Annotated in this window: 25 protein-coding genes; 6 read left to right on the forward strand and 19 right to left on the reverse strand. The window is 72.5% G+C overall.

What is annotated here, in order from left to right:
- Nucleotides 1–90: 90 nt before the first annotated feature.
- Both HA073_RS08135 and HA073_RS08140 read right to left on the reverse strand, forming a co-directional pair.
- A complete protein-coding gene (locus HA073_RS08135; protein WP_187694154.1) occupies nucleotides 91–741 on the reverse strand; it encodes a fasciclin domain-containing protein in 651 nt (216 codons plus the stop codon).
- Between the two features lie 111 nt (nucleotides 742–852).
- On the reverse strand, nucleotides 853–1551 hold the full coding sequence (locus HA073_RS08140; protein ID WP_064446096.1) for a hypothetical protein: 699 nt from the start codon (nucleotides 1549–1551) through the stop codon (nucleotides 853–855).
- 184 nt (nucleotides 1552–1735) lie between these two features.
- On the opposite strand from HA073_RS08140, the gene HA073_RS08145 reads away from it, so the two are divergent.
- Complete coding sequence (locus HA073_RS08145; protein ID WP_166456045.1) at nucleotides 1736–2620, forward strand: ABC transporter substrate-binding protein; 885 nt, start codon at nucleotides 1736–1738, stop codon at nucleotides 2618–2620.
- 261 nt (nucleotides 2621–2881) lie between these two features.
- Here the strand turns inward: HA073_RS08145 and tatC are convergent, their stop codons facing one another.
- The 5 genes from tatC to HA073_RS08170 form a co-directional block, all read right to left on the reverse strand.
- Nucleotides 2882–3835 (reverse strand): twin-arginine translocase subunit TatC, encoded by a 954-nt coding sequence (tatC, locus tag HA073_RS08150; RefSeq protein WP_166456046.1) that lies wholly within the window; start codon nucleotides 3833–3835, stop codon nucleotides 2882–2884.
- Between the two features lie 21 nt (nucleotides 3836–3856).
- On the reverse strand, nucleotides 3857–4186 hold the full coding sequence (gene tatA, locus HA073_RS08155; RefSeq protein WP_064446099.1) for a Sec-independent protein translocase subunit TatA: 330 nt from the start codon (nucleotides 4184–4186) through the stop codon (nucleotides 3857–3859).
- A 216-nt stretch (nucleotides 4187–4402) separates the two neighbouring features.
- Complete coding sequence (locus tag HA073_RS08160; RefSeq protein ID WP_043324371.1) at nucleotides 4403–4651, reverse strand: hypothetical protein; 249 nt, start codon at nucleotides 4649–4651, stop codon at nucleotides 4403–4405.
- Nucleotides 4652–4661: 10 nt separating this feature from the next.
- Nucleotides 4662–5669, reverse strand: coding sequence for a YafY family protein (locus HA073_RS08165; protein WP_043324373.1), 1008 nt, complete (start codon nucleotides 5667–5669; stop codon nucleotides 4662–4664).
- A complete protein-coding gene (locus tag HA073_RS08170; RefSeq protein WP_113973691.1) occupies nucleotides 5666–6664 on the reverse strand; it encodes a YafY family protein in 999 nt (332 codons plus the stop codon). The genes HA073_RS08165 and HA073_RS08170 overlap by 4 nt, the downstream gene beginning before the upstream one ends.
- Before the next feature lie 104 nt (nucleotides 6665–6768).
- Here HA073_RS08170 and HA073_RS08175 point away from each other — a divergent pair, with 104 nt between their 5' ends.
- Complete coding sequence (locus HA073_RS08175; protein WP_043324375.1) at nucleotides 6769–7758, forward strand: cation diffusion facilitator family transporter; 990 nt, start codon at nucleotides 6769–6771, stop codon at nucleotides 7756–7758.
- A gap of 44 nt (nucleotides 7759–7802) precedes the next feature.
- Nucleotides 7803–8888: a DUF3866 family protein gene (locus HA073_RS08180; protein ID WP_166456047.1), complete on the forward strand. Its 1086-nt coding sequence runs from the start codon at nucleotides 7803–7805 to the stop codon at nucleotides 8886–8888.
- A 12-nt stretch (nucleotides 8889–8900) separates the two neighbouring features.
- Here HA073_RS08180 and HA073_RS08185 read toward each other — a convergent pair whose 3' ends face one another.
- Nucleotides 8901–9449: a carboxymuconolactone decarboxylase family protein gene (locus HA073_RS08185; RefSeq protein ID WP_043330172.1), complete on the reverse strand. Its 549-nt coding sequence runs from the start codon at nucleotides 9447–9449 to the stop codon at nucleotides 8901–8903.
- Nucleotides 9450–9688: 239 nt separating this feature from the next.
- On the opposite strand from HA073_RS08185, the gene HA073_RS08190 reads away from it, so the two are divergent.
- Complete coding sequence (locus tag HA073_RS08190) at nucleotides 9689–10633, forward strand: hypothetical protein (RefSeq protein ID WP_166456048.1); 945 nt, start codon at nucleotides 9689–9691, stop codon at nucleotides 10631–10633.
- A gap of 7 nt (nucleotides 10634–10640) precedes the next feature.
- On the opposite strand, the gene HA073_RS08195 is transcribed toward HA073_RS08190, so the two are convergent.
- The 8 genes from HA073_RS08195 to arc form a co-directional block, all read right to left on the reverse strand.
- Nucleotides 10641–10859, reverse strand: a complete 219-nt coding sequence (locus HA073_RS08195) for a hypothetical protein (RefSeq protein ID WP_030504132.1) — start codon at nucleotides 10857–10859, stop codon at nucleotides 10641–10643.
- Nucleotides 10860–10921: 62 nt separating this feature from the next.
- Entirely contained in the window at nucleotides 10922–12280 is a 1359-nt protein-coding gene (gene pafA, locus HA073_RS08200) for a Pup--protein ligase (protein WP_030504131.1), read from the reverse strand.
- A gap of 149 nt (nucleotides 12281–12429) precedes the next feature.
- On the reverse strand, nucleotides 12430–13263 hold the full coding sequence (gene prcA / locus HA073_RS08205; protein ID WP_113973697.1) for a proteasome subunit alpha: 834 nt from the start codon (nucleotides 13261–13263) through the stop codon (nucleotides 12430–12432).
- 63 nt (nucleotides 13264–13326) lie between these two features.
- Nucleotides 13327–14166 carry a proteasome subunit beta gene (prcB, locus tag HA073_RS08210; protein WP_309227996.1) on the reverse strand — a complete coding sequence of 280 codons (840 nt, stop codon included), beginning with the start codon at nucleotides 14164–14166 and terminating at the stop codon, nucleotides 13327–13329.
- Nucleotides 14085–14567, reverse strand: coding sequence for an endonuclease VII domain-containing protein (locus HA073_RS08215; protein WP_104112475.1), 483 nt, complete (start codon nucleotides 14565–14567; stop codon nucleotides 14085–14087). The genes prcB and HA073_RS08215 overlap by 82 nt, the downstream gene beginning before the upstream one ends.
- A gap of 191 nt (nucleotides 14568–14758) precedes the next feature.
- The gene (locus HA073_RS08220; protein WP_030504127.1) at nucleotides 14759–14965 is read right to left on the reverse strand and encodes a ubiquitin-like protein Pup; all 207 of its coding nucleotides are present in this window, start codon (nucleotides 14963–14965) and stop codon (nucleotides 14759–14761) included.
- A 107-nt stretch (nucleotides 14966–15072) separates the two neighbouring features.
- Nucleotides 15073–16590, reverse strand: coding sequence for a depupylase/deamidase Dop (gene dop / locus HA073_RS08225; RefSeq protein ID WP_036344014.1), 1518 nt, complete (start codon nucleotides 16588–16590; stop codon nucleotides 15073–15075).
- Between the two features lie 167 nt (nucleotides 16591–16757).
- Nucleotides 16758–18539: a proteasome ATPase gene (gene arc, locus HA073_RS08230; RefSeq protein WP_043324384.1), complete on the reverse strand. Its 1782-nt coding sequence runs from the start codon at nucleotides 18537–18539 to the stop codon at nucleotides 16758–16760.
- Nucleotides 18540–18716: 177 nt separating this feature from the next.
- Between arc and HA073_RS08235 the strand changes: the two genes are divergently transcribed.
- Nucleotides 18717–19010: a ferredoxin gene (locus HA073_RS08235; protein WP_043324386.1), complete on the forward strand. Its 294-nt coding sequence runs from the start codon at nucleotides 18717–18719 to the stop codon at nucleotides 19008–19010.
- Between the two features lie 61 nt (nucleotides 19011–19071).
- Here the strand turns inward: HA073_RS08235 and HA073_RS08240 are convergent, their stop codons facing one another.
- From HA073_RS08240 to HA073_RS08250, 3 genes are all read right to left on the reverse strand, one after another.
- Entirely contained in the window at nucleotides 19072–19644 is a 573-nt protein-coding gene (locus tag HA073_RS08240; protein WP_043330176.1) for a hypothetical protein, read from the reverse strand.
- Between the two features lie 175 nt (nucleotides 19645–19819).
- Nucleotides 19820–20764, reverse strand: coding sequence for a tRNA (adenine-N1)-methyltransferase (locus HA073_RS08245; protein WP_043324388.1), 945 nt, complete (start codon nucleotides 20762–20764; stop codon nucleotides 19820–19822).
- A complete protein-coding gene (locus HA073_RS08250; RefSeq protein WP_375336225.1) occupies nucleotides 20761–21903 on the reverse strand; it encodes a M50 family metallopeptidase in 1143 nt (380 codons plus the stop codon). The genes HA073_RS08245 and HA073_RS08250 overlap by 4 nt, the downstream gene beginning before the upstream one ends.
- 118 nt (nucleotides 21904–22021) lie before the next feature.
- Here HA073_RS08250 and HA073_RS08255 point away from each other — a divergent pair, with 118 nt between their 5' ends.
- On the forward strand, nucleotides 22022–22936 hold the full coding sequence (locus HA073_RS08255; RefSeq protein WP_043324392.1) for a PD-(D/E)XK nuclease family protein: 915 nt from the start codon (nucleotides 22022–22024) through the stop codon (nucleotides 22934–22936).
- Nucleotides 22937–23052 lie beyond the last annotated feature (116 nt).

Here is a 23052-nt window from a genome sequence, read left to right on the forward strand (position 1 = left end):
GCCGCCCACCAGAGCCAGGTCACACGGCGGGTGGGCGGCACACGCCGACGGCGCCCGGCAGGGGGTGCCGGGCGCCGTGGCGGGGGTGGTTCAGGGAAGGTCGATCGGGCGCAGCACCCGGTCCACCGCGTGCGCGATCTGCTTGTTGCCCTTGTTGATGTCGTACCGCACCACCTTGGCGTTGCGGTCGCTGGTGTCGGCGTCGACCAGGCGCACCTCGCGGCCGTACCAGCAGCGCTTCACGTCCACCTCGACGGTGGCGCCGAGCGCGGTGGTCAGGTCCGCGCCGTCCGCCTTCAGCGCCGCCTTCCGGTCGATCGTCGCGCCCGGCACGACGTGGTAGAGCAGGACGTCCTCCACGGTGTCCACGCCGAGGCCGGCGACCGCGTCGAACGCGGCCTTCTCCCCGGGCAGCTTCTTCGCGGCGGTGATGTCCCGGACCAGCTCGCGGAACGCGTAGTCGTTCGGCACGAACGCGGTCAGCGCGACGGTACCGTCGGTGAGCACCTTCACCGGCGAGTCCGGCTTGGCCTGCAGCACCGTCAGGACCGCCTTGGTGAGCACGTCGAAGTCCCGCGAGTTGCGGTCGAAGCCGCTCTTGTCCGCGGTGAGCACGGCGGCCAGCGACCGCGTGCCCGGCTGCTTGGCGCCGGCCTGGGCGGGCACGGCGACGGCGGTGGTGGCCACCGCCGCCGCGGTGGCGCCCACGGCCAGCCGGGCGGCGAGACGAGCGATGTTCATCGGGGAGCCTTTCGTCGAAGCGACCAGGTCCGTGACTGTCGTCACGACCAATGCTTCGCCCGCACCGTCCCCGGTGGATGCAGCCGGATCGATGGTGTTTTCGCGGCCGCCTCAGCGCACCACCAGCCGCTTGCTCACCGACGGCACGCCGTCGCCCTTGACCTTCAGCGACCAGTCCCCCGCCGCGCCGAGCGTCACCACCGTCTCGGCGGTGCCGTTGGCCTCCGCCTTCATCTCCGCGACCCGCTTGCCGTCGGGGTTGAGCACGTACAGCGTCCGGGCCCCAGCGGTCTTGTTCGTCACCTTGAACGCCAGCTTCTCGCCCGGCTCGGCGATCAGGGCGTCCACCCCGGTCATCGCGTCGTCGGTCAGCTCGATCGTCACCGACCGGTCGTAGGCCACCTCGGCTGCGGCGCTGGCCAGGTTGCCGTCGTCGGACACGGTGATCTTCGTACGCACGCCGTCGCCCTGCCGGCCGGGCTTGCAGGCCACCTCGTACGTGCCGGTCTGCAGCGAGGCACGCAGGTCGCCGGTACGGCCCGCCGGCACGTCCGCCACCTCGGCGATCACCTTGGTGAAGGCGTCGCCCTCGCGGCCGTAGACGTAGACCCCGGTGGCCTGCTGACCCCGGTTGGTCACGGTGAACGTGACGGTGCCCGGGGTGAACAGCGTGGTGGTGACCTCACAACTGGTGTCGGTGGCGGTCACCGGCACCTGCTGGCCCTTCGGCGCGGGCTCGTCGTCACCGCAGGCGGTGAGCGCGGTGGCCGCGCAGAGGACGGTCAGGACGGCGGCGGTACGGCTCTTCATCGGGTTCTCCGGAGCGCAGGTCAGACGGACTGACCGGAACGGGGCGCCGACGCACCCCGGCACACCGCCCGGGGGGCTCGGCGGAGTCAGCAGAGTCTAAGCGCGTACGGCGTCGCGGCAAGGCCCGAGGGCGACCCGATGTGCCCGCGCACCGGGCGATCCGCGGGACCGGCATGATGGCGGCATGCGGCTGGTCTCCCTGCTCCCCTCCGCCACCGAGATCGTGTACGCGCTGGGTCTCGGCGACGACCTGGTCGGCGTCACGTTCGAGTGCGAGGTGCCCCCGTCGTACCGGGCGGGCACCACTGTGGTCGTCGGCGGCCGGGACACCCGGGGCATGAGTCCCGGCGACATCGACGCCTACGTCAAGGCGCAGGTCGCGGCCGGGGCCGACCTGTACACGCTGCACGCCGGGGCGCTGGCCGGGCTGGACCCGGACCTGATCCTCACCCAGGACCTGTGCCGGGTCTGCGCGCTGCCCTCGGGCCGGGTCGCCGACGCGGTGGACCACCTCGGGTGCCGGGCGGAGGTGCTGTCGCTGGACCCGTACACCCTGGACGACGTGCTGGAGTCGATCCGCGCGGTGGGCGCGGCGGCCCGGGTGCCGGAGCGCGCCGAGGCCCTTGTCGACGGCCTGCGCGGCCGGCTCGCGGCGGTCCGCGCGGCGGTGGCGGGCCGGCCCCGGCCCCGGGTCGCGGTGGTCGAATGGGTGGACCCGCCGTTCGGCGCCGGGCACTGGATTCCCGACCTGGTCGACGTGGCCGGCGGCGAGCCGGTGGGCACCCATCGCGGCGCCCGGTCCGGCCCGACCACCTGGGACGCCCTGCGGGCCGCCCGACCCGACGTGGTGCTGGTCGCGCCGTGCGGCTTCCGTCTCGACGGCGCGGCCGAGCAGGCCGTCGGCGTGGCCGGGCACTTCCCCGGCGCGCAGGTGTGGGCGCTGGACGCGGACGGCCTGATCGTGCGCGCCGGCCCGCGCCTGGTCGACGGCACCGAGGCGATAGCCGCCATCCTCCACCCCGACGCGCTCCCCGCCGCCGCTCCCAACGCAGCCCGCCGCATCACCTGACCCCCCGCCCCCGCCCCCGCCCCGGCCCCGGCCCCGGCCCCGGCCCCGGCCCCGGCGATCTTGCACTTCCTGCCCGGGCAAAGTGCGGAAACCGGTCATCCGAGGGGCAGCAAGTCCATGATCAACGTGAGGGCGGCCGTCGCGCGCGCATCGAGTTCAAGGTCGGCGGAGGGCACTCGGCGCGGCGGCGAGGGGCGGCTGCGGAAACGCGGACGCCGCCCCCGTGAGGTGGGGACGGCGTCCGGAGGTGAGCGGGGTCGGTCAGGTCATGTCGTCGTAGCGGCGTTCGATCGCCTTCGGGGCGACGACGGGCTCGGGCGCGCCGATCGGCTCGGACGCCTCGATCCGGCCCCCGGCGGGCACCGGCTCGGTCGACAGGTCCAGCGGTGACACCTCGTCGTCGGCGATGCCGGCGTAGACCTCACGCCCGCGACCGCGCCGCTTGTCGTTGATGAACGCCACCCCCACCGCGGCGAAGTAGAGCGCGCAGAGGCAGATCGCCAGCGCGGTCATGCCGAACGGGTCGGGTGTCGGCGTGACCACGGCGGAGAACGCGAAGAACACGAACACCGCCACCCGCCACCAGCTGAGCAGCCGCTTGGCGCTGGCCAGGCCGACGAAGTTGAGCATCAGCACGATCAGCGGGAACTCAAACGCCACCCCGAACAGCAGGATCAGGTTCGTGACGAACCCGACGTAGCGGGTGATGTCGAGAGTGGTGGTCACGTCGCCGCCGCCGGAGACGTTGAGCAGGAACTCCAGGCCCTTGGACGTGACGAAGTACGCCAGCACCGCGCCGGCCGCGAACAGCGGGGCCGCCAGCGCGGTGAAGAAGTACGCGTACCGCCGCTCGTGCCGGTGCAGGCCGGGCGCGATGAACGCCCAGAGCTGGTAGAGCCAGATCGGCGCGGCGATGATCAGGCCGACCCAGAGGGCCACCTTCATCTGCAGCAGGAACAGGTCGGCGGGACCGAGCTGGACGAAGTTGCAGTTGCCGTCGATCAACCGCGCCTTGGGCAGGTCGCAGTAGGGCTTCTGCAGGATGTGCAGCACCGGCCCGGACAGCCAGACGCCGAAGCCGAAGCCGACCAGGATCGCCAACGACGCGCGGAACAGCCGGTTGCGCAGCTCACGGATGTGCTCCATGAGCGTCATCGAGCCGTCGGCGGCCCGCGCGAAGTTGCTCGGGCCGCGCTTCTTCAACCCGAAGGCCACGGTGGTTGGGGCCCTCTCGGATCAGTTCTCGCGGACGCGCTGCACCGGGTCGGCCGGCGGCGCGACCGGCTGCTGCGGCTGCGGCGCGTACGGCTGCTGCGCGTACGGCTGCTGCTGCGCGTACGGCTGCCCCTGCACCGGCTGCTGCGGCGGGAGCGGCTGGTAGCCGGCCTGCGCGTCCGCCTTCTCGGCGAGGTTACGGTCGTCGTCCTGCAGGCTCTTGGTCTCGGCCTTGATGATCCGCAGGGATCGGCCCAGCGAGCGGGCCGCGTCGGGGAGCCGCTTCGCGCCGAACAGCAGGATCAGCACGACCACGAGTACGGCGATGTGCCACGGCTTGAGGGCACCCATGGGAAGCTCCAGTCGCTCTGTGTCGGTGAGGGTGGGTCGCCGCCCATCGTACGTGCGTCGCAGCGGCTTGCCACCCCGGTGGGCCTGCTGGTGCGGGCCCGATCGGTGAAGTTTCGACCAACCCGAAGTGTCCCGTCAACCGTCCAGGTCCGCGCATTTCTGCGCGCAACCGCCCGGTTACGCGCAAACGACGCTCACCGGGCCGGGGGCCCTCGATCAGTCGCCGCGCTTGGCCTTGATCAACGTCATCCGCTCCTGCGCGACGACGATCCGTTCCTGGAGCGACTCGGCCCGCGCCTGCAGCTGTTCGGCGGCGGTACGCAGCGACTCCGCCTCGGCCGCCCGGCGCTGCAACGCCAGCGCGGAACGGCGCAGCCCGGACAGGCGGCTCACCACCGGACGGACCGCCAGCGCCAGGACGACAAGCGCGAACAGCACGACTCCGAGCACGATCCACTTCACCACGGCGGTCAGCCTATCGGGTGACGCCGGCGGCCGCCGGGTCGGCGGTGCCGGCCGGGGTCGCGTACGCGTCGAGCGCGGCCACGGCCTGGGCGCGTACCTGCTCGGCCAGCTCGGCCGGGGCGACCACCGTCACCTCCGGGCCCAGCCCGAGCACGAACCGCCGGGCCCACCCGAGGTCGGTGACGCGCAGCGACACCAGCCACTGCTCGCCGTCGGCCTCGACGCGCTCGCACGGATAGTATTCGGTGATCCACCGCTCGCCCCGGCCGATCCGCAGCGTGATCAGCGGCAGGTCGGCCGACGGGCGGAACACGCCGTCACTGAGGTCGTGCGGGCGGGCCTGCGGCGGCACGACCGCCTGCTCCGGCAGCTCGGCCACCGCGTCGATCCGGTCGGCCCGGAACAGCCGCACCGCCTCGGCACGGCGGCACCACGCCTCCACGTACGCCCGGCCGCCGACCATCAGCATCCGCAGCGGGTCGATGGTGCGCTCGGTGGTCTCGTCCCGCGCCGCGGTGTAGTAGGTGATCCGCAGCGCCCGGCCGCGCTCGACGGCGGCGCGCAGCTCGCGTACCCGGGCGCTGTCGCCGGGCAGGCGGACCTCCACCGGCGCGCCGGCCAGGTCACCGGCGGCGTTCTCGATCTTGGCGAGCGCCCGCTCGACCGCCTCCCGGTTGGCCACCCCGGGCGTCTCGGCGATCATCCGCAACGCCACCACCAGGGCCAGCGCCTCGTCGGGGGTGAGCCGCAGCGGCCGGTCGATGCCGGCGTCGTAGGTGATGGTGACCCGGTCGCCGTCGAACGCCATGTCGATCAGGTCACCGGGGCCGTAGCCGGGCAGCCCGCACACCCAGAGCAGTTCCAGGTCCTCCCGGAGCTGCTTCTCGGTCACCCCGAGGTCGTGCGCCGCCTCGGCGATCTCGATGCCGGGGCGGGCCAGCAGGTAGGGCACCAGGTTGAGCAGCCGGGCCAGCCGGTCGGCGGAGGCACGGCCGGCGCGGGCCGCCGGGCGGGTCACCGGGCACCCCCGGCGGTCGCCAGCTCGTCGTGCCGGGCGGCGACCTCCTTCAGCCGCTGGATGACCGCCTCCCGTACCTCCGGTGGCTCCAGGACCCGCACGTCCGGGCCGTACCCGACGATCTGGCCGGCGAGGTAGTCGGCGTCGGCGTACGGCAGCACCAGCCGGTCGCCGTCCGGGCCGGCCTGGCACTCCACCGCCCAGCGGCGCAGCCCGGCGGCGCGGCCCGGAGTGGCCAGCACCGTGGCCCGGCCGGTGCGCTCCACCGGCCCGGACCAGCGGGCCACGTGGCTGATCAGGTCGACGCCGACGGGCGGCTCGTAGGCGCCCGGCTCGCCGGTCGCCCGGACCGTGCCGACCACCCGGGACAGCCGGAAGCAGCGGGTCGCCGCGCGGTCCAGGTCGTGACCGACCACGTACCACCGGCCGCGCCAGCAGACCACGCCCCACGGTTGCACCCGGCGGCGGGTGGGCGCGTCCCGGTCCGGCACCCGGTAGTCGAAGCTGACCTCGCGGCGGTCCCGCGCAGCGGCGGTCAGCGGCGCGAACGCCGGGTCGACCGTGACCATGGGCTCCAGGCCGAGCGTGGCCTGCGGGTCCACGTCGATGCCGGCGGCGCGCAGCTTCGCCAGCCCGGACGACGCGGCAGCGGCCAGCCCGGCGTGCTGCCACAGCCGCGCGGCGATGCCCACCGCCGCGGCCTCGTCCGGTTCGAGCGGGATGTCGGGCAGCGCGTAGGCGCGCGGCGCGATCCGGTAGCCCGGCTCGGCGTCGAAGACGCTCGCCGTGCCGGTCTCCAGCGGCACGCCCAGCTCACGCAGCTCGGCCTTGTCGCGCTCGAACTTGCGCTGGAACGCCTCGTGGTCCTTGGCGTCGTCCGGGTCGTGCTCGTAGCCGGGCACGGTCGCGGCGATCTGCGCGGCGGTCAGGAAGCGTCGCGTCGACAGCAGGCAGATCACCAGGTTGACCAGGCGTTCGGTACGGGTCCGGGACACGTGCAAACGCTAGCAGCCCGCGCATGGCGCGCGGGCACCCGCGCGGCGCGGCGCGGAGGTGTTCCCGACCGGCGACGGGCATCGACCGGTCATAGGGTGAGCGCATGGTGGAAGCGGAGGTCAAGACCGAGAGCGTCGGCACGGTCGTGGTGGCCGGCGCGGCGAACCTCGCCATCGCCGTCGCCAAGCTGGTCGCGGGCCTGATCTCCGGCTCCGCGGCGATGCTCTCCGAGGCCGCCCACTCGCTCGCCGACACCACCACCGAGGTGCTGCTCTATCTGGCGCTGCGCCGGGGCGCGCGGCCCGCCGACACCCGGCACCCCTTCGGGTACGGCAAGGAGAGCTACGTCTGGGCGTTCCTCGCCGCGCTGTTCACCTTCGTCGCCGGGGCCGGCTTCGCCATCACCCACGGCGTCACCACCATCCTGGTGCACGAGCACAGCGGCGAGTACCTCGTCGCGTACGTGGTGCTGGCGGTCTCGTTCGCCATCGAGTCGGTGTCGCTGGCCCGGGCGGTGCGGCAGGTGCGCGGCGAGTCGCGCCGCTGGGGCACCACCCCTCGCCGCTACCTGCGCCTGACCGCCGACACCACGGTCAAGGCGGTCTTCCTGGAGGACAGCGCCGCGCTGGTCGGCCTGCTGATCGCCGCCGCCGGGCTCACCCTGTCCCACCTCACCGGCGACGAGCTGTACGACGGGATCGCCTCGATCCTCATCGGCGTGCTGCTGCTCGTGGTCGCCGTCGTGCTGGCCCGCAGCAACATCTCGCTGCTGGTCGGCCGTTCGGTCTCCGACCGGCTGCACCGGCGCATCGAACGGGAGCTCGCGGACGTGCCGACCGTGGACCGGATCGACACGCTGATGACCATGTTCCTCGGCCCCGACGACATCCTCGTCGCCGCCAAGGTCGACTTCCACGACGACGCCACCGGCGCCGACATCGAGGCCGCCGCCGACGAGGCCGAACGCCGGCTCACCGGGCGCTTCCCGGAGATCGCGTACGTCTTCCTCGACCCCACCCGCTCCCGCACGGCCGGGCGGCCCGCCCGCACCACCCAGGACGAGACGGGTCGCCCGCTAGACGGCGACACCTGACCCGCCCCCGGCCCGCCCGCACCCCGGCCGATACCGTGCACCGCATGGTGCGATGGCGGTCCGGCACGGTCACGGCGGTACGGCGACGATGGGCCGGCGCCGTCGAACTCGACGTCGACCTGCCCGACGGCGTCCGGATGCGCGCCCTGGCCTACCCGGCGCTGGTCGGCGAGCCCGAGCCCGGCGACCGGGTGCTGCTCAACGCCGGGGCGCTGCTGATGGGCCTCGGCACCGGCGGCTACGCGCTGGTCGTCGCGCTGCCCGACCGGCTGCCCGCCGACCCGCCGCAGGCCGGCGACAGCCGCGACGCCGGGCACCTGGTCAAGGCCCGCTACACGCCGCTGCAGCCGATCCTGCTGGGCGTGGACGAGGAGGCGTCGCCGCACCACGAACTGCTCGCAGCCGCCGAGTCGGTCGACGGCATGCCGGTGGTCACCGCCGACCTGCACTCCGCGCTGCCGGCGATCCTGGCCGGGGTACGCGCCGACGCGCCCGACGCCCGGGTCGCGTACGTGCTCACCGACGGCGGGGCGCTGCCCGCCTGGTTCTCCCGCACCCTGGCCGGCCTGGCCGGGCACCTCGTGGGCACGGTGAGCGTGGGTCAGGCGTTCGGCGGCGACCTGGAGGCGAGCACGCTGCACAGCGGCCTGCTCGCCGCCCGGCACGTACTCGGCGCGGACCTGACGATCGTCGCCCAGGGCCCCGGCAACCTCGGCACCGGCACCCGCTGGGGCTTCTCCGGCGTCGCCGTCGGCGAAGCCGTCAACGCGGTCGCCACGCTGGGCGGGCGCCCGGTCGGCTCGCTGCGCATCTCCGACGCCGACGCCCGGCCCCGGCACCGTGGCGTCTCCCACCACAGCCTGACCGCGTACGGCCGGGTCGCGCTGGCCCCCGCGGGGCTGGTGGTGCCGGACGGCCTCGACCCCGCCCTCGCGGCGGAGGTCGCCGCGGCGCTCGCGCCGCTGGCCGACCGGCACACGATCGTCACAGTGCCCACCGACGGCCTCGACGCGGCTCTGCGGGCCGGCCCGGTCGGCCTGTCCACGATGGGCCGGGGCCTGGACGCCGACCACGCCTACTTCCTGGCCGCCGCTGCCGCCGGCCGCCACGCGGCCCGCCTGCTGGGCTGAGCCCCGCCGCCCTCAGATCGCCAGGTAGCCGTTCGCGACCAGGTGGTCTGCGGCCCGCGCGAACACCTCGGGATCCTGCGGCGTCCACGTGCCCAGCCCGTCGACGTAGCGGTTGAACATGCAGAACGCCGCCGCGATCAGCACCGTGTCGTGGATCTCCAGGTCGGTGGCGCCCTCCGCGCGTGCCGCCTCCACCAGCTCGGTGGTGACCTCCCGGCCGCTGCGCCGGACCGCGGCGGCGATGTGCAGCAGCGCCCGCAGCTTCGCGCCGACCGGCGCGGTCGCCACGTCCGCGCGCACCCGGTCGACGAACTCCATCCCCGTGGGCAGCTGCGCGGCGGCGAACGCCGCGTGTGACGAACAGCAGAAGTCGCAGTCGTTGAGGCCGGAGACGTACGCCGCGATCAGCTCCCGCTCCCCCGGCGTCAAGGTGGGATGCGGAGCGCGCAACAGCACCTCCGCCAGCTCGCCCAGCGGCTTCGCCGTCTCCGGGCGGAACCGCAGCGGCCCCTGGATGCCCGGATAGGCCTTCTCGTCCAGCCCGAGATCGATGTGTGCGATGACGTCACGCTCCCCTGTCCGTGCCGGCCCGGTCACGCCGGCGGCCCGCCGTCCAGAGTGCCGCCACCCCCGCCGCCCGGGCCAGACACCGGAGACAGGTCAGCATGATCGAAGAACCAGGGCCCTGCGCGGCCTCCCCATACTGTCCGGGAAATCGACTCCGGCCATCCCGTCACCGCCGTCCGCGCCAGGCAGCCGCGCGGGAAACGCGGCTGGCCGCCGTTAGGAGGCGACCCCCCATGGCACTGCGACAACTCCCGAACGCGGCCCCCGACGCCAGGATCTCCACCCACCGCCCGCCGCATCCCCTCCGACTCGCCCTGATCAGCGCGGCAGCCGGCGTGCTGCTGGCCGTCCTGTGGTCCTTCGAGCTCGTCGACAAGGTCATCGGCGACAACGTCGCCAACACCGTGCTCGGCCACGACGCCAAGGAGACCGCCATCACCGGCGCCGTCGCCGGGATGCTCTTCGCCTTCGTCTCCGGCTTCGCCGGCACCTTCACCGCCTGCAACATCGCCGTGGCGGCCTCGGTCGGGCCGATGAGCCAGGTCTCCGGCGCCGACCCCGCCGGCGGCACCCGGTCCGCGCTGCGCGCCCTGCTGCGCCCGGTCGGCTGGCTCGCGCTCGGCATGGTCGTCGTCTCGGCCGCCTACGGCATCATCGGCGTCCTGCTCGGCGACCGGCTGCCCCAGCTGTCCACCGAGACGGTCGGCACCGTCCCGGTACGCCTCATCCAGTCCTCGGTCGTCTTCGGCGTCATCGGACTCGCCCTCACCTACCTCGGGCTCGCCGCGCTCAAGCTCGTGCCGGACATCTTCGCGCACCGGCCCGTCGCCCGGGTGATCACCATCGGCGCGCTCGTCGGCGGGTTCCTCGTCGGCCGCCCCTACCCGATGTTCAACAAGCTGTTCCACTGGGCCGTCGACACCGGCAACCCGCTCTACGGGGCGCTGGCGTTCACGCTGCAGTCCCTCGGGAACATCCTGCTCGTCACGGCCGTCTTCGCCCTGGCCGTGGCGATCAGCCGCGGACGCTTCCTCGCCTGGATGGCGGACCCCCGCCGCGCCGCCGCCGTCACCGGAGCGCTGCTCGTCGCGCTCGGCGTCTTCACCGTCATCTACTGGGACATCCGGGTGCCGGCCATGTTCGGCTTCGGCTGGTTCCCCCGGATGCCGTACAACTGAGCCGAACTCAGCCGAGCAGCAGGATCAACGCCAGCCACCCGCCGACGATCAGCACCAGCGCCGCCGCCAGCACCCACGTCGGGACCGTGTAGTCACCGCGCCGGTTGCGCTCGATCTCGGCCCGGATCTTCTCCCGGCGGCGATCGATCCAGTTGAGCTTCTCGCCGCCGTCGCGGCCGGAGGACGTCTCACGGTCGGGGCGACCGGCGGATTCGGAAGTGTTCATCGCGACGACAGCCTACCCGTGCCACGGGCGGCCGGTGCCGGGCACCGGCCGCCCGTGGGCGGTCACATGCTGGCGATCAGGCGCTCCACCCGCTCGTCGTAGGCCCGGAACGGGTCCTTGCACAGCACCGTGCGCTGCGCCTGGTCGTTCAGCTTCAGGTGCACCCAGTCCACCGTGAAGTCACGCCGCTTCTCCTGGGCGTGCCGGATGAACTCGCCGCGCAGCCGCGCCCGGGTGGTCTGCGGCGGCGTCTCCTTCGCCTCGAAGATCTCCGGGTCCGTGGCCACCCGGTCCACCTCGCGGCGACGCTCCAGCAGCCCGTACAGGCCGCGCCCACGCCGCAGGTCGTGGTACGCCAGATCCATCTGCGCCACCCGCGGGTGCGACAGCGGCAGGTCGTGCTTGCGCTGGTACCGCTCGATCAGCTTCAGCTTCGTGACCCAGTCGATCTCCCGGGCCACCGGGTCCAGGTCGCCGGTCTCGACCGCGCGCAGCACCCGCCCCCACAGGTCGACCACCCGCTTCGCGGTCTGGTCACCACCCCGGCGCTCCACGAACTCCGTCGCCTTGGCCAGGTATTCCTGCTGGATCTCCAGCGCCGAGACCTCCTTGCCGGCGGCCAGCCGCACCTTGCGCCGGCCGGTGATGTCGTGCGACACCTCGCGGATCGCCCGGATCGGGTTCTCCAGCGTGAGGTCCCGCATCACCACGCCCGCCTCGATCATCCGCAGCACGATGTCGGCGGTGCCGACCTTCAGCAGCGTGGTGACCTCGTTCATGTTCGAGTCACCGACGATCACGTGCAGCCGGCGGTACCGCTCCGCGTCCGCGTGCGGCTCGTCCCGGGTGTTGATGATCGGCCGGCTGCGGGTGGTCGCCGACGAGACGCCCTCCCAGATGTGCTCGGCCCGCTGCGACAGGCAGTAGACCGCGCCGCGCGGCGTCTGCAGCACCTTGCCCGCGCCGCAGATCAACTGCCGGGTGACCAGGAACGGGATGAGCACGTCGGCGAGCCGGCCGAACTCACCGTGCCGGGACACCAGGTAGTTCTCGTGGCAGCCGTACGAGTTGCCGGCCGAGTCGGTGTTGTTCTTGAACAGGTAGATCTCACCCGCGATGCCCTCGTCGTGCAGCCGCTTCTCCGCGTCGACGAGCAGCCCCTCCAGGATCCGCTCACCGGCCCGGTCGTGCGCCACCAGGTCGGTCACCGAGTCGCACTCCGGAGTCGCGTACTCCGGGTGCGAGCCCACGTCCAGATAGAGACGGGCGCCGTTGCGCAGGAACACGTTGCTCGACCGGCCCCACGACACCACCCGCCGGAACAGGTACCGCGCGACCTCGTCGGGGGACAGTCGGCGTTGCCCGCGATAGGTGCAGGTGACGCCGTACTCGGTTTCGAGGCCGAAGATTCGCCGCTCCATGATGAGACATTAGCCGCCCGGAGCCTCCGATGGGCATCGCCGACGCTCACCGGTTGCGATCTCCCCCGCGCGGACCGCAAAGCCGGCGGCCTCCCGTACGCGAAAGACCCCGCCACCGCGACGCGGCGACGGGGTCTTTCGCGTAGGTGTCACTCGGCGGGCTTGTCCTCCGCGTTGCCCTCCAGATCGGCCGAGCCCGCCGACGTGGTCGGCTTCTTCGCTTCCTCCGTGGGCACTGTTGGCGTCTTCGCCTGGCCCGGCGCCGGGGCGACGTCCCCCTCGGCCTCGCCGTTCAGCAGCGCGGTCAGCGCCGCGCCGGTGACCCGCCGGAACGTACGCCCCACCCGGCGCCGGTCCAGGACCGCCACCTCCAGCTGGTTCGCGGCGATCGTGCGGGCCGCGCCGCCCTCGCCGCCGACGCTGCTCAGCGCCTTCATGGCGGCGCGGACCGCCTCCGACAGCGACATCTCCGGCCGGTGCTCGTTCTTCAGCACCCCGCTGATCGCCTCGGCCTGGCCGCCCATCGCCATCCGGCCCGGCTCGTCGTTCACCGAACCGTCGTAGGTCACCCGGTAGAGGGAGTCGTCCTCGGGCGTGGCGCCCACCTCGGCCACGCAGATCTCCACCTCGAACGGCTTCGACTGCTCGGTGAAGATCGCGCCCAGCGTCTGCGCGTACGCGTTCGCGAGCGCCAGGCCGGTCACGTCCCGCCGGTCGTAGCTCAGGCCGTTGAGGTCGGCCATCCGCACGCCCGCGCGACGCAGGTTCTCGAACTCGTTGTACCGGCCGACGGCGGCGAAGCCGATCCGGTCGTAGATCTCGCTGACCTTGTGCAGCGTGCTGGACAGGTTCTCGGCGACGAAGAGCACCCCGCCGGCGTAGCTCAGGACCACCGCGCTGCGGCCCCGGGCGATGCCCTTGCGGGCCAGCTCGGAGCGGTCGCGCATGATCTGCTCGGGCGAGGCGTAGAACTGCATGGCCACGGCGGCGGTTCTCCTTCGGACCTGATGGTGCGGGACTGCTGAGTCGGTGGACGGGAAGCGGGGTCAGCCGCCGGGGTTCTCCATCCGGCCGGCCACCACGCTCTCCGCGATCGCCGCCGTCTCGGCGTCGGTGAGCCGGTGGGTGCCCTCGGCGGTAGCGCTCATCACGACCGGGTAGATCCGCCGGGTCAGGTCCGGGCCGCCGGTGGCGGTGTCGTCGTCCGCCGCGTCGTAGAGCGCCTCGACCGCCAGCCGCGTCGCGTCCTCGACCGACAGGCCGGTCCGGAACCGCTTCTTCAGCGCCGACTTGGCGAAGAGCGAGCCGGAGCCGATCGCGTCGTAGCCGGTCTCCTCGTACGGGCCGCCGGTCACGTCGAAGCTGAAGATCCGCCCGGCCCGCGCCGGGTCGCTCGCCGCCAGGTCGAAACCGGCGAACAGCGGGACCACGGCCAGGCCCTGCATGGCCGCGCCCAGGTTGCCGCGGATCATCGAGGCGAGCCGGTTGGCCTTGCCGTCGAGCGAGAGCATCGCGCCCTCGATCTTCTCGTAGTGCTCCAGCTCCACCTGGAACAGTCGCATCAGCTCGATGCCGATGCCCGCGGTGCCCGCGATGCCGACCAGCGAGTACGCGTCGGCCGGGTGCACCTTCTCGATGTCGCGCTGGGCGATCAGGTTGCCCATCGTGGCGCGCCGGTCGCCGGCCATGACCACGCCACCGGCGGCCGAGATGGCCACGATGGTGGTCGCGTGCGGCGCCATGTCGGCGGCCATGCCGGGCGGCAGCGGCCGACGGCCGGGCAGCATCTCGGGGGCCACCTTGCTCAGGAACGCTGTGAAGGAGGACGTCCCCGCGTTGGTGAACACATCTGGAAGACGCCCGGATGGATCAAAACCCGCTGCCACGTGGTTCCTCTCAGGTACGTGATCGCCCTGGCCAGGACTTCGGCGTTGTCCTTGAACTGGCCAAGACCACCGTTGCAGTTGAAGCAGAGTATCCCGCGCACCCATCCGGTGCGATGATCGTGGTCCAGATGTTCCGGATCGGGGCGCCGACAGATCGCGCAGACGCCGCCCTGCTCGGTCAGGAGCTCCTGGAACTCCTTCTCCCCGACCCCGTAGCGGCGGCGCAGGTGGTACTCGCGATTGCCGCCGTAGAGTCGCTGCTTCGTCTCGTTACCGCGGGCGATGTGGCACGGCTTGCAGTAGCTGTGCCGACCGCTGGCGTTGGTCGTTCGGGGGAAATCGTCAACGGGCTTGATCTGCTCGCAGTCGGGGCACCACTTGAGGCCGTCGGCTACCGGCACGGCAGCCCTTCGCTGCGGCGCGATGCCACGTTTCCGGCGACTCGCCTCTGAGCGAGCAGCGGCACACGTCTTGCAGTAGAACGCCAGCCCGTCTGGACGACGCCGATTACGGTGGAACGCCGACGCGGGAAGCGAGCGGCGGCACTGGGGGCAAAGCTTGTCCGAAGCCTCAGGCAAATCGGACATAAGACTCATTGACCCCCCTTCTGCACATATCCCCTCACGAACTCCTCTGCGTTCTCCTCCAGGACGGAGTCGATCTCGTCGAGCAGGTCGTCGACGTCCTCGGTGATCTCGGCGTGCCGCTCGGCCACCTCGGGGTTCGCCTCCGCGGTGACCTCGTCGACCTCCTCGCGGGACTTGCCGGACTGGGTCTGCCCACCCTCTTGGGTCGCCATGGTGGTGCCTCCTCCACGATCGCCTGCGATCAACTTACCTCGCGGGAGCGACGAAAGGCCCGCCGCGCGCCCGGTTCCGGCACCCGACGGGCCTTCCGGCATCCGGGTCACCCGCCGGTGAGCGTCTCCAGCAGATCCTTGGCGCTCTCGCAGCGGTCGAACAGCTCACCGACGTGCGCCCGGGTGCCCCGCTCGGGTTCCATCATCGGCACCCGCACCAGCGACTCCCGGCCCACGTCGAAGATGACCGAGTCCCAGCTCGCGGCGACCACCTCGGAGGCGTACTGCGCCAGGCAGCGGCCCCGGAAGTAGGCCCGGGTGTCCTCCGGCGGCTCGGTCATCGCGGTGCGGGTCTGCTCGTCGCTGAGCATCGTCTTCATCGAGCCACGCTGCACCAGGCGGTGGTAGAGGCCCTTCTCCGGCCGCACGTCGGAGTACTGCAGGTCGACCAGCTGCAGCTTGTGCGAGCCCCAGCCGAGCTTCTCCCGCTCCCGGTAGCCCTCCAGCAGCCGCAGCTTCGCCACCCAGTCCAGCTCGTCTGCGCACTCGAACGCGTCGCGGCCGAGCCGGTCCAGCACGCTCTCCCAGCGGCGCAGCACGTCGGCGGTCTGCGCGTCCACGTCCTTGCCGTAGCGGTCGTCCACGAAGGAGCTGACCCGTTCCAGGTACGCCCACTGCACGTCCAGCGCGGTGAGCTTGCGGCCGTCGCGCATCCGCATCAGGTGCTTCAGCGACGGGTCGTGGCTGACCGCGCGCAGCTCCCCCACCGGGTCGGCGATGCCCAGGTCCGCGCCGAGCGCCTTCTCCTCGATCATGGTGAGGATCAGCGCGGTGGTGCCGACCTTGAGGAACGTGGAGATCTCGGAGAGGTTGGCGTCGCCGATGATGACGTGCAGCCGGCGGTACTTGTCGGCGTCGGCGTGCGGCTCGTCGCGGGTGTTGATGATGGGCCGCTTGAGCGTCGTCTCCAGCCCCACCTCGACCTCGAAGAAGTCGGCCCGCTGGGAGATCTGGAAACCGGTCTGGCCGCCGTCCTGGCCGATGCCGACCCGCCCGGCGCCGCAGACGATCTGCCGGGTGACGAAGAACGGCGTCAGGTACGCCACGATGTCGGCGAACGGCGTCTGCCGGCGCATCAGGTAGTTCTCGTGCGCGCCGTAGCTGGCGCCCTTGTTGTCGGTGTTGTTCTTGTACAGGTGGATCGGCTGGGTGCCCGGGATGGTCGCCGCCCGCCGGGCCGCCTCGGCCATCACCCGCTCCCCCGCCTTGTCCCACCGGACCACGTCGAGGGGGTTGGTCACCTCGGGCGTGGAGTATTCCGGGTGGGCGTGGTCGACGTAGAGCCGCGCGCCGTTGGTGAGTATGACGTTGGCGAGGCCGAGGTCCTCGTCGGCGAGCGCCTCGGCCGGGTCGTACGCGGCGCCGGAGTAGGTGAACCCGCGCGCGTCGCGCAGTGGCGACTCCTCCTCGTAGTCCCAGCGGGCCCGGCCGCCCCGGTTGAGTTCCGGCCGCGCCCCGTAGGCGTTTACCACCTGGGAGGAGGTGACCATCGGGTTGGCTCCGGCCTGACCGGGCACGGAGATGCCGTACTCGACCTCGGTGCCCATGATCCTTCTGACGCTCATCGACCTGCCCGCTCCCGCTCGCCGTCCCGGTCCCCGTCATGTCGAGCGTAGTCGGCGTGACGCGCCGAGGGGGCGTGGCGGCAGCGCCGGGTCCGGTGTGGCGGCTTCCCTGAGTACGCGCGAAGGCCCGTGGCGGGTGCGCCACGGGCCTTCGTCGCAGGGTCGGACTACAGGTACTGGCCGGTGTTGCTGGCGGTCTCGATGGACCGTCCGGCCTCGGCGCCCTTGCCGCCGGAGACGAGCGTGCGGATGTAGACGATCCGCTCGCCCTTCTTGCCGGAGATGCGCGCCCAGTCGTCGGGGTTGGTGGTGTTGGGCAGGTCCTCGTTCTCCCGGAACTCGTCGACGCAGGCGTCGAGCAGGTGCTGCAGGCGCAGCCCCTTGCGGCCGGAGGTGAGGAACTCCTTGATGGCCATCTTCTTGCCCCGGTCGACGATGTTCTGGATCATCGCGCCGGAGTTGAAGTCCTTGAAGTAGAGGACTTCCTTGTCGCCGTTGGCGTAGGTGACCTCGAGGAAGCGGTTCTCCTCGGTCTCGGAGTACATCCGCAGGACCACCGCGTCGATCATCGCCGCGACGGTGGCCTGGGCGTCGCCGCCGTGTTCGGCCAGGTCGTCAGCGTGCAGCGGCAGGCCGGCGAGGATGTACTTGGAGAAGATGTCCTTCGCCGCCTCGGCGTCCGGCCGCTCGATCTTGATCTTCACGTCGAGCCGGCCGGGACGCAGGATCGCCGGGTCGATCATGTCTTCCCGGTTGGAGGCGCCGATGACGATGACGTTCTCCAGGCCCTCCACGCCGTCGATCTCGCTGAGCAGCTGCGGGACGATGGTGTTCTCCACGTCCGAGGAGACGCCGGAGCCGCGGGTGCGGAACACGGAGTCCATCTCGTCGAAGAACACGATCACCGGAGTGCCCTCACCGGCCTTCTCCCGCGCCCGCTGGAAGATCAGCCGGATGTGCCGCTCGGTCTCGCCGACGTACTTGTTGAGCAGCTCCGGGCCCTTGATGTTGAGGAAGAAGCTGGTGTGCCGCTCCTTGCCCTCCCGCTCGGCGATCTTCTTGGCCAGCGAGTTGGCCACCGCCTTGGCGATCAGCGTCTTACCGCAGCCGGGCGGACCGTAGAGCAGGATGCCCTTCGGCGGCCGGAGCTGGTGCTCACGGAACAGGTCGGAGTGCAGGAAGGGCAGCTCCACCGCGTCGCGGATCTGCTCGATCTGCGCCTGGAGGCCACCGATGTCCTCGTAGTTGACGTCGGGCACCTCCTCCAGGACCAGTTCCTCGACCTCGCTCTTCGGGATCCGCTCGTAGGCGTACGCCGAGCGGGGCTCGATCATGAGCGAGTCGCCGGCCCGGATCGCGCTGCCGATCAGGGTCTCGGCGAGGTGCACGATCCGCTCCTCGTCGGAGTGCGACACCACGAGCGCCCGGTCACCCGGCGCGCCGTCCGGGCCCGCCAGGATCTCCTTGAGCATCACGACCTCGCCGACCCGCTCGAAACCGAACGCGTCGACGATGTTGAGCGCGTCGTTGAGCAGGACCTCCTGGCCACGGCGCAGCTCGTCGGCCTCCAGCGACGGCGAGACCGCCACCCGGAGCTTGCGCCCGCCGGTGAACACGTCCACCGTGCCGTCGTCGTGCTTGGCCAGGAAGACGCCGTAGCCACTCGGTGGCTGGGCGAGCCGGTCGATCTCCTCCTTGAGCGTCACGATCTGCGCGCGAGCCTCCTTGAGGGTGCTCACGAGCCGTTCGTTGTTCTCGGTCAGCCGCGCCAACTGGGCCTGGGTGGCCGCCAGCCGCTCTTCGAGCTGCCGGACGTGTCGAGGGCTTTCGGTCAACTTGCGCCGCACCAGAGCGAGTTCCTCTTGCAGGAACGCGACCTGCGTGGAGAGATCGTGGGCTTCCTTTTCCCACCGTGCGGCGCGCGAGTCCGCGTCGTCGCTGCGTGCCACGTCCCACCTCCCCGGGGGGCTTGAACGTTCTGACCTAACACTAGCCGCTATGAGCCCGATTCGGTCCACAGCAACGCGCTCGTCACCGAAGCTTGATCGCGAAGGGCTGGTCGCGGGGTGGGTACGGGCGTTCGGGTACCGTCGGAGCGTGGGACGGGAGAACATGGGGGGTGCTTCGTGACCGACGTCGCGACCGACCAGTTGCAGGTCTGGGTCGACCAGGACCTCTGCACCGGTGACGGGCTCTGCGTGCAGTACGCGCCGGAGGTCTTCGAGTTCGACGTCGACGGCCTGGCGTACGTCAAGGGCCCCGACGGCGAGCTGCGGCAGGCCCCCGGCGCCCGGGTGGACGTGCCGGAGCACCTGCGCCTCGAGGTGATCGACTCGGCGAAGGAGTGCCCGGGCGAGTGCATCCACGTGGTGCGCGGCAGCGACGGCGTGGAGGTGGCCGGCCCGGAGGCCGACGACTGAGGCCCGGACAGCTGCACGGCGGGCCGGGGACCACACGTCCCCGGCCCGCCGTTCGTCCGCCTCAGAGCAGGGGCCGGCCGACCACCGAGGCGACCAGCCGGGCGAACTCCTCCAGCCGGGCGATCTGCCCCGCCCCGCCGTCGTCGAGGGTCTTGCCGAAACGCAGCGCGTCGTGCCGGGGCGCGCCCGCCACCTCGTCGCTGGGCGGCGCCTCGTCCAGGGAGCTGAGCAGCAGGTACACGTCGATGCTGTCGACCCGTACGGTGCCGTTCTCGGCCCGCATGAGCCGCCGCCGGCAGCCGACCTCGGTGACTGTCGACAGCGGCACCACCCGCAGCGACGAGGTCATCGCGCCGGGCGGCCCCTCCCCCGGCGGCACGTCCTCGCCGTGCCAGAGCACCAGCCGGCTGCCGTCGCAGACGACGACCTCCTGCCACACGCCGTTCACCTCGTTGACGAACCGTTCCAGCGTGAAGCCGAGCACGGAGGCGCCGCGCAGCACGCCGTCGAGCGCCTCCAGCGCGATGTCCGGGTCGCGCAGGTACGCGCGGGCGGCCGACTCCAGGTCGGTGTAGGGCGACCAGTCCGGGAAGACGGCGGGCAGGTCACCGTTGCCGTAACCGGGGTTGCTCACGCCGCCTCCCACCGGGCCGCGCCGCCGTGCTGCCACCGGTCCAGGTCACCGGCACGGGCGCGCCGCCCGACGCGCGCCCCGATCCGCTCGCTCATGCCACCGTCTCCACCCGCTCAGGTGTCGTGCCCACCGGCACACATGATCCGCCCGTACGCGCGCGCCCGCGCGTCGGGGGTCAGGACTCCTGCGGCTCCTGCTCCGCGCGGGCCGCGGCGGCGGCGCGCAGGGCGTCGCGGCGCTGCGCGTACGCCTCGGCGCCCTTGCTGGGCTTGCGGCGGCGCGGCGGCGCGGTGACCCCGGGGGCGAGCTTGCGGGCGGAGACCAGGAACGCGGTGTGGGCGATCATCCGGTGGTCCGGGCGGACCGCCAGCCCTTCGGCGTGCCAGTCGCGCACCAGCGACTCCCAGGCGCGCGGCTCGGTCCAGCCGCCACGCTCGCGCAGCGCCTCGACCAGCTCGGACAGCTGCGGCGTGGTGGCCACGTAGCCGATCAGCACGCCGCCGGGCACCAGCGCCCGCTCGACCATGTCGAGCATCTCCCACGGCGTCAGCATGTCCAGGATGATCCGGTCGAAACCGGTCTCGGCGCAGTCGGCGACGTCGCCGACGTGCAGGTTCCAGGCCGGGTGCGGGCCGTTGAAGAACGCCTCCACGTTGCGGCGGGCGATCTGGGCGAAGTCGTCGCGCAGCTCGAACGAGTGCAGCTCGCCCTCGGTGCCGACGGCCCGCAGCAGCGAGCAGGACAGCGCGCCGGACCCGGCGCCGGCCTCCAGCACCTTGGCGCCGGGGAAGATGTCGCCCATGGCGACGATCTGCGCCGAGTCCTTCGGGTAGATCACCTGGGCGCCCCGCGGCATGGAGAGCACGTAGTCCGACAGCAGCGGCCGCAGCGCCAGGAACGCGGTGCCGCCGCCGGCGGTGGTGACCACGCTGCCGTCGGGCAGGCCGATCAGGGTGTCGTGCTTGAGGATCCCCCGGTGGGTGTGGAACTCCTTGCCGGGCTCCAGCGTCACGGTGTGCATCCGGCCCTTGGGGTCGGTCAGCTGGACCCGGTCGCCCGGCCGGAACGGCCCGCGGTGGACCGGGGGCAACGCCGGGACGGTGGAGATCTCTACGGTCACGTGTTCGTCTTCCGTTTGGGTTCCAGGAGCTGGGCGAGATCCGCGATATGCAGCACGCCGACCACATCTTCGCCTGCCGTCACGACGTACTGCGCGCCCGGGTGGGTGCGTACGGTCTCCAGGACCCGCTCGCCGTCCGCGCCGACCGGCAGGGCCGGCACCGCGGACAGGTCGCGGGCCACCTCGTCCACCGCGACCCACGGCCTCCGTTCCGGGGGTACGGCGGCGGCGCGCGCCGGGTCGACCACAGCGACGGTACGGCCGGCGGAGTCGATGACGCCCAGCGCCGCGTGCGGGGTGGCCGCCTCGTCGCGGCGGCGCTGGGCCTCGGCCAGCGGCGTGCCGGTGGGCACCGGCAGCAGCGGGCGGGCCAGCCGGGCCAGGTCGACCAGGTGCAGCCGGCGGCCGATACGGGCCAGCCGGATGGACTGGCCGGCGCCGCGCCACAGCGTCAGCGCGACGAGCAGCAGCAGCGGCAGGGCCAGCGGGGCCAGCGCCCGGCGCATGGTGAGCACCACGACCAGCGCCAGCGTGCCCAGCGCGACGGCCCGGCCGACCCAGCCGGCCACCTCGGTGCCGCGGTGCCGGTCGCGGGTGAGCGCCCACACCGCGGCGCGCAGCGCCCGCCCGCCGTCCAGCGGCAGACCGGGCAGGCTGTTGAAGATCGCCACCACGACGTTGCTGACCGCGAGCTGGAAGGCGAGCTGGTGGCCGAGAGTGCCGGCGGGCAACGCGAGGGTGGCGGCGACCGCGCCGGCGCCGAGTACGGCGGACACGGCCGGCCCGGCCAGCGAGATCAGCAGCTCGATCCGCGGCGTGGGTGCGTCGCGGTCCATCTCGGTGTACCCGCCGAGCAGTTCCAGCGTGATCCCGCGCACACCGATGCCGTAGCGGCGGGCGGTCAGCGCGTGCCCCAGCTCGTGCAGCAGCACCGAGCCGAGCAGCGAGACCACGAAGCCGAACCCGACCAGGTAGCCGCCGAGCGGGCCGAGGTCGAGCTGGCGGCGGGCCAGCGCCGCGTACAGCACCGTGACGACGACGGTGAGCAGCAGCATCGAGGCGTCGACGCGCAGCGGCACCCCGAGCACCCGGCCGAGGCTGAGCCCCGGCCGGCGGGGTCCTCGGTTCCGCTGCTGCACCGGCCCGATGCTACGTGAGCGTGCGCGGCGGGCCGCCGCGGTCACTGAGAGGGAGATCCGATCATGCTCCGGTGCGGCGACGGTGGCGGTGTCACAGGCGTGGCCTAACCTTCCGGGCATGACGGCGGAACCGATGATCGACAGCCACGGCGACCAGACGGCACCGGCGCCGGTCACGGTGCGGGCGTCGCTGTCGCCGTCCCGGGCGGCCGACTTCAAGACCTGCCCGCTGCTCTACCGGTTCCGCAGCATCGACCGGCTGCCCGAGCGGCCGACTGTCGAGCAGGCCCGGGGCACGCTCGTGCACGCCGTGCTGGAGCGGCTGTTCGACCTTCCGGCCGCCGCGCGCACCCCGGAGTCGGCCGGTGATCTGGTCGCGCCGCAGTGGGACCGGCTGGTCACCGAGGAGCCGGAGCTGGCCTCGCTGTTCGCCGACGGCGACACCGCCGGTCCGCAGGAGTTCCTCCGGTCGGCGACGGCGCTGCTGGACGGCTACTTCGCGGTGGAGGACCCACGCCGCTTGGAGCCGGCCGAGCGCGAGGCGCTGATCTCCGCGGTGGTGGACGACGAACTGCTCATCCGGGGTTATCTCGACCGGCTCGACGTGGCGCCCGACGGCGCGCTGCGAGTGGTCGACTACAAGACCGGCGGCGCGCCGCGCGAGGCGTTCGAGGCGCGGGCGCTGTTCCAGCTCAAGTTCTACGCCCTGGTGCTGTGGCGCACCCGGGGCGTGGTGCCGCGGGTGCTGCGCCTGCTCTACCTCAAGGACGCCGAGGTCTGCGACTACGCCCCCGACGCCGACGAGCTGGTGCGCTTCGAGCGCACAGTGGTGGCGCTGTGGCGGGCGATCGAGCAGGCCACCGCCCGGCAGGACTTCCGGCCCCGCCCGAGCCGCCTGTGCGACTGGTGCAGCCACCAGGCGCTGTGCCCGAGCTACGGCGGCACGCCGCCGCCGTTCCCGGTGGCCGCCGCCGCGCCCGACCCGCTGGTGGACGCCCGCTCCCGCCCGGTGGCGCCCGGCGCCGACGAGTAACCTCCGCTCCCGCCCGAGGCGGGCAGAGCGCCGTGGAGGGGACCGACCACACCGCGGTGGCCTGCTCGGTGGTGGTAGAACTGACCGCCCGCCCCCGCCGCCGGCCCTTCCGGTCG

Origin of the sequence: Micromonospora sp. CMU55-4 (assembly GCF_011602315.1) — a bacterium.
Classification (GTDB): domain Bacteria; phylum Actinomycetota; class Actinomycetes; order Mycobacteriales; family Micromonosporaceae; genus Micromonospora; species Micromonospora chalcea.

Excerpts from the sequence above, each read along its gene's own strand:
- HA073_RS08135 (WP_187694154.1), bottom strand. The coding sequence starts at position 741 with ATGAACATCGCTCGTCTCGCCGCCCGGCTGGCCGTGGGCGCCACCGCG.
- HA073_RS08140 (WP_064446096.1), bottom strand. The coding sequence starts at position 1,551 with ATGAAGAGCCGTACCGCCGCCGTCCTGACCGTCCTCTGCGCGGCCACC.
- HA073_RS08145 (WP_166456045.1), top strand. The coding sequence starts at position 1,736 with ATGCGGCTGGTCTCCCTGCTCCCCTCCGCCACCGAGATCGTGTACGCG.
- tatA (WP_064446099.1), bottom strand. The coding sequence starts at position 4,186 with ATGGGTGCCCTCAAGCCGTGGCACATCGCCGTACTCGTGGTCGTGCTG.
- HA073_RS08175 (WP_043324375.1), top strand. The coding sequence starts at position 6,769 with ATGGTGGAAGCGGAGGTCAAGACCGAGAGCGTCGGCACGGTCGTGGTG.
- HA073_RS08180 (WP_166456047.1), top strand. The coding sequence starts at position 7,803 with ATGGTGCGATGGCGGTCCGGCACGGTCACGGCGGTACGGCGACGATGG.
- HA073_RS08190 (WP_166456048.1), top strand. The coding sequence starts at position 9,689 with ATGGCACTGCGACAACTCCCGAACGCGGCCCCCGACGCCAGGATCTCC.
- HA073_RS08195 (WP_030504132.1), bottom strand. The coding sequence starts at position 10,859 with ATGAACACTTCCGAATCCGCCGGTCGCCCCGACCGTGAGACGTCCTCC.
- pafA (WP_030504131.1), bottom strand. The coding sequence starts at position 12,280 with ATGGAGCGGCGAATCTTCGGCCTCGAAACCGAGTACGGCGTCACCTGC.
- HA073_RS08220 (WP_030504127.1), bottom strand. The coding sequence starts at position 14,965 with ATGGCGACCCAAGAGGGTGGGCAGACCCAGTCCGGCAAGTCCCGCGAG.
- dop (WP_036344014.1), bottom strand. The coding sequence starts at position 16,590 with ATGAGCGTCAGAAGGATCATGGGCACCGAGGTCGAGTACGGCATCTCC.
- HA073_RS08255 (WP_043324392.1), top strand. The coding sequence starts at position 22,022 with ATGACGGCGGAACCGATGATCGACAGCCACGGCGACCAGACGGCACCG.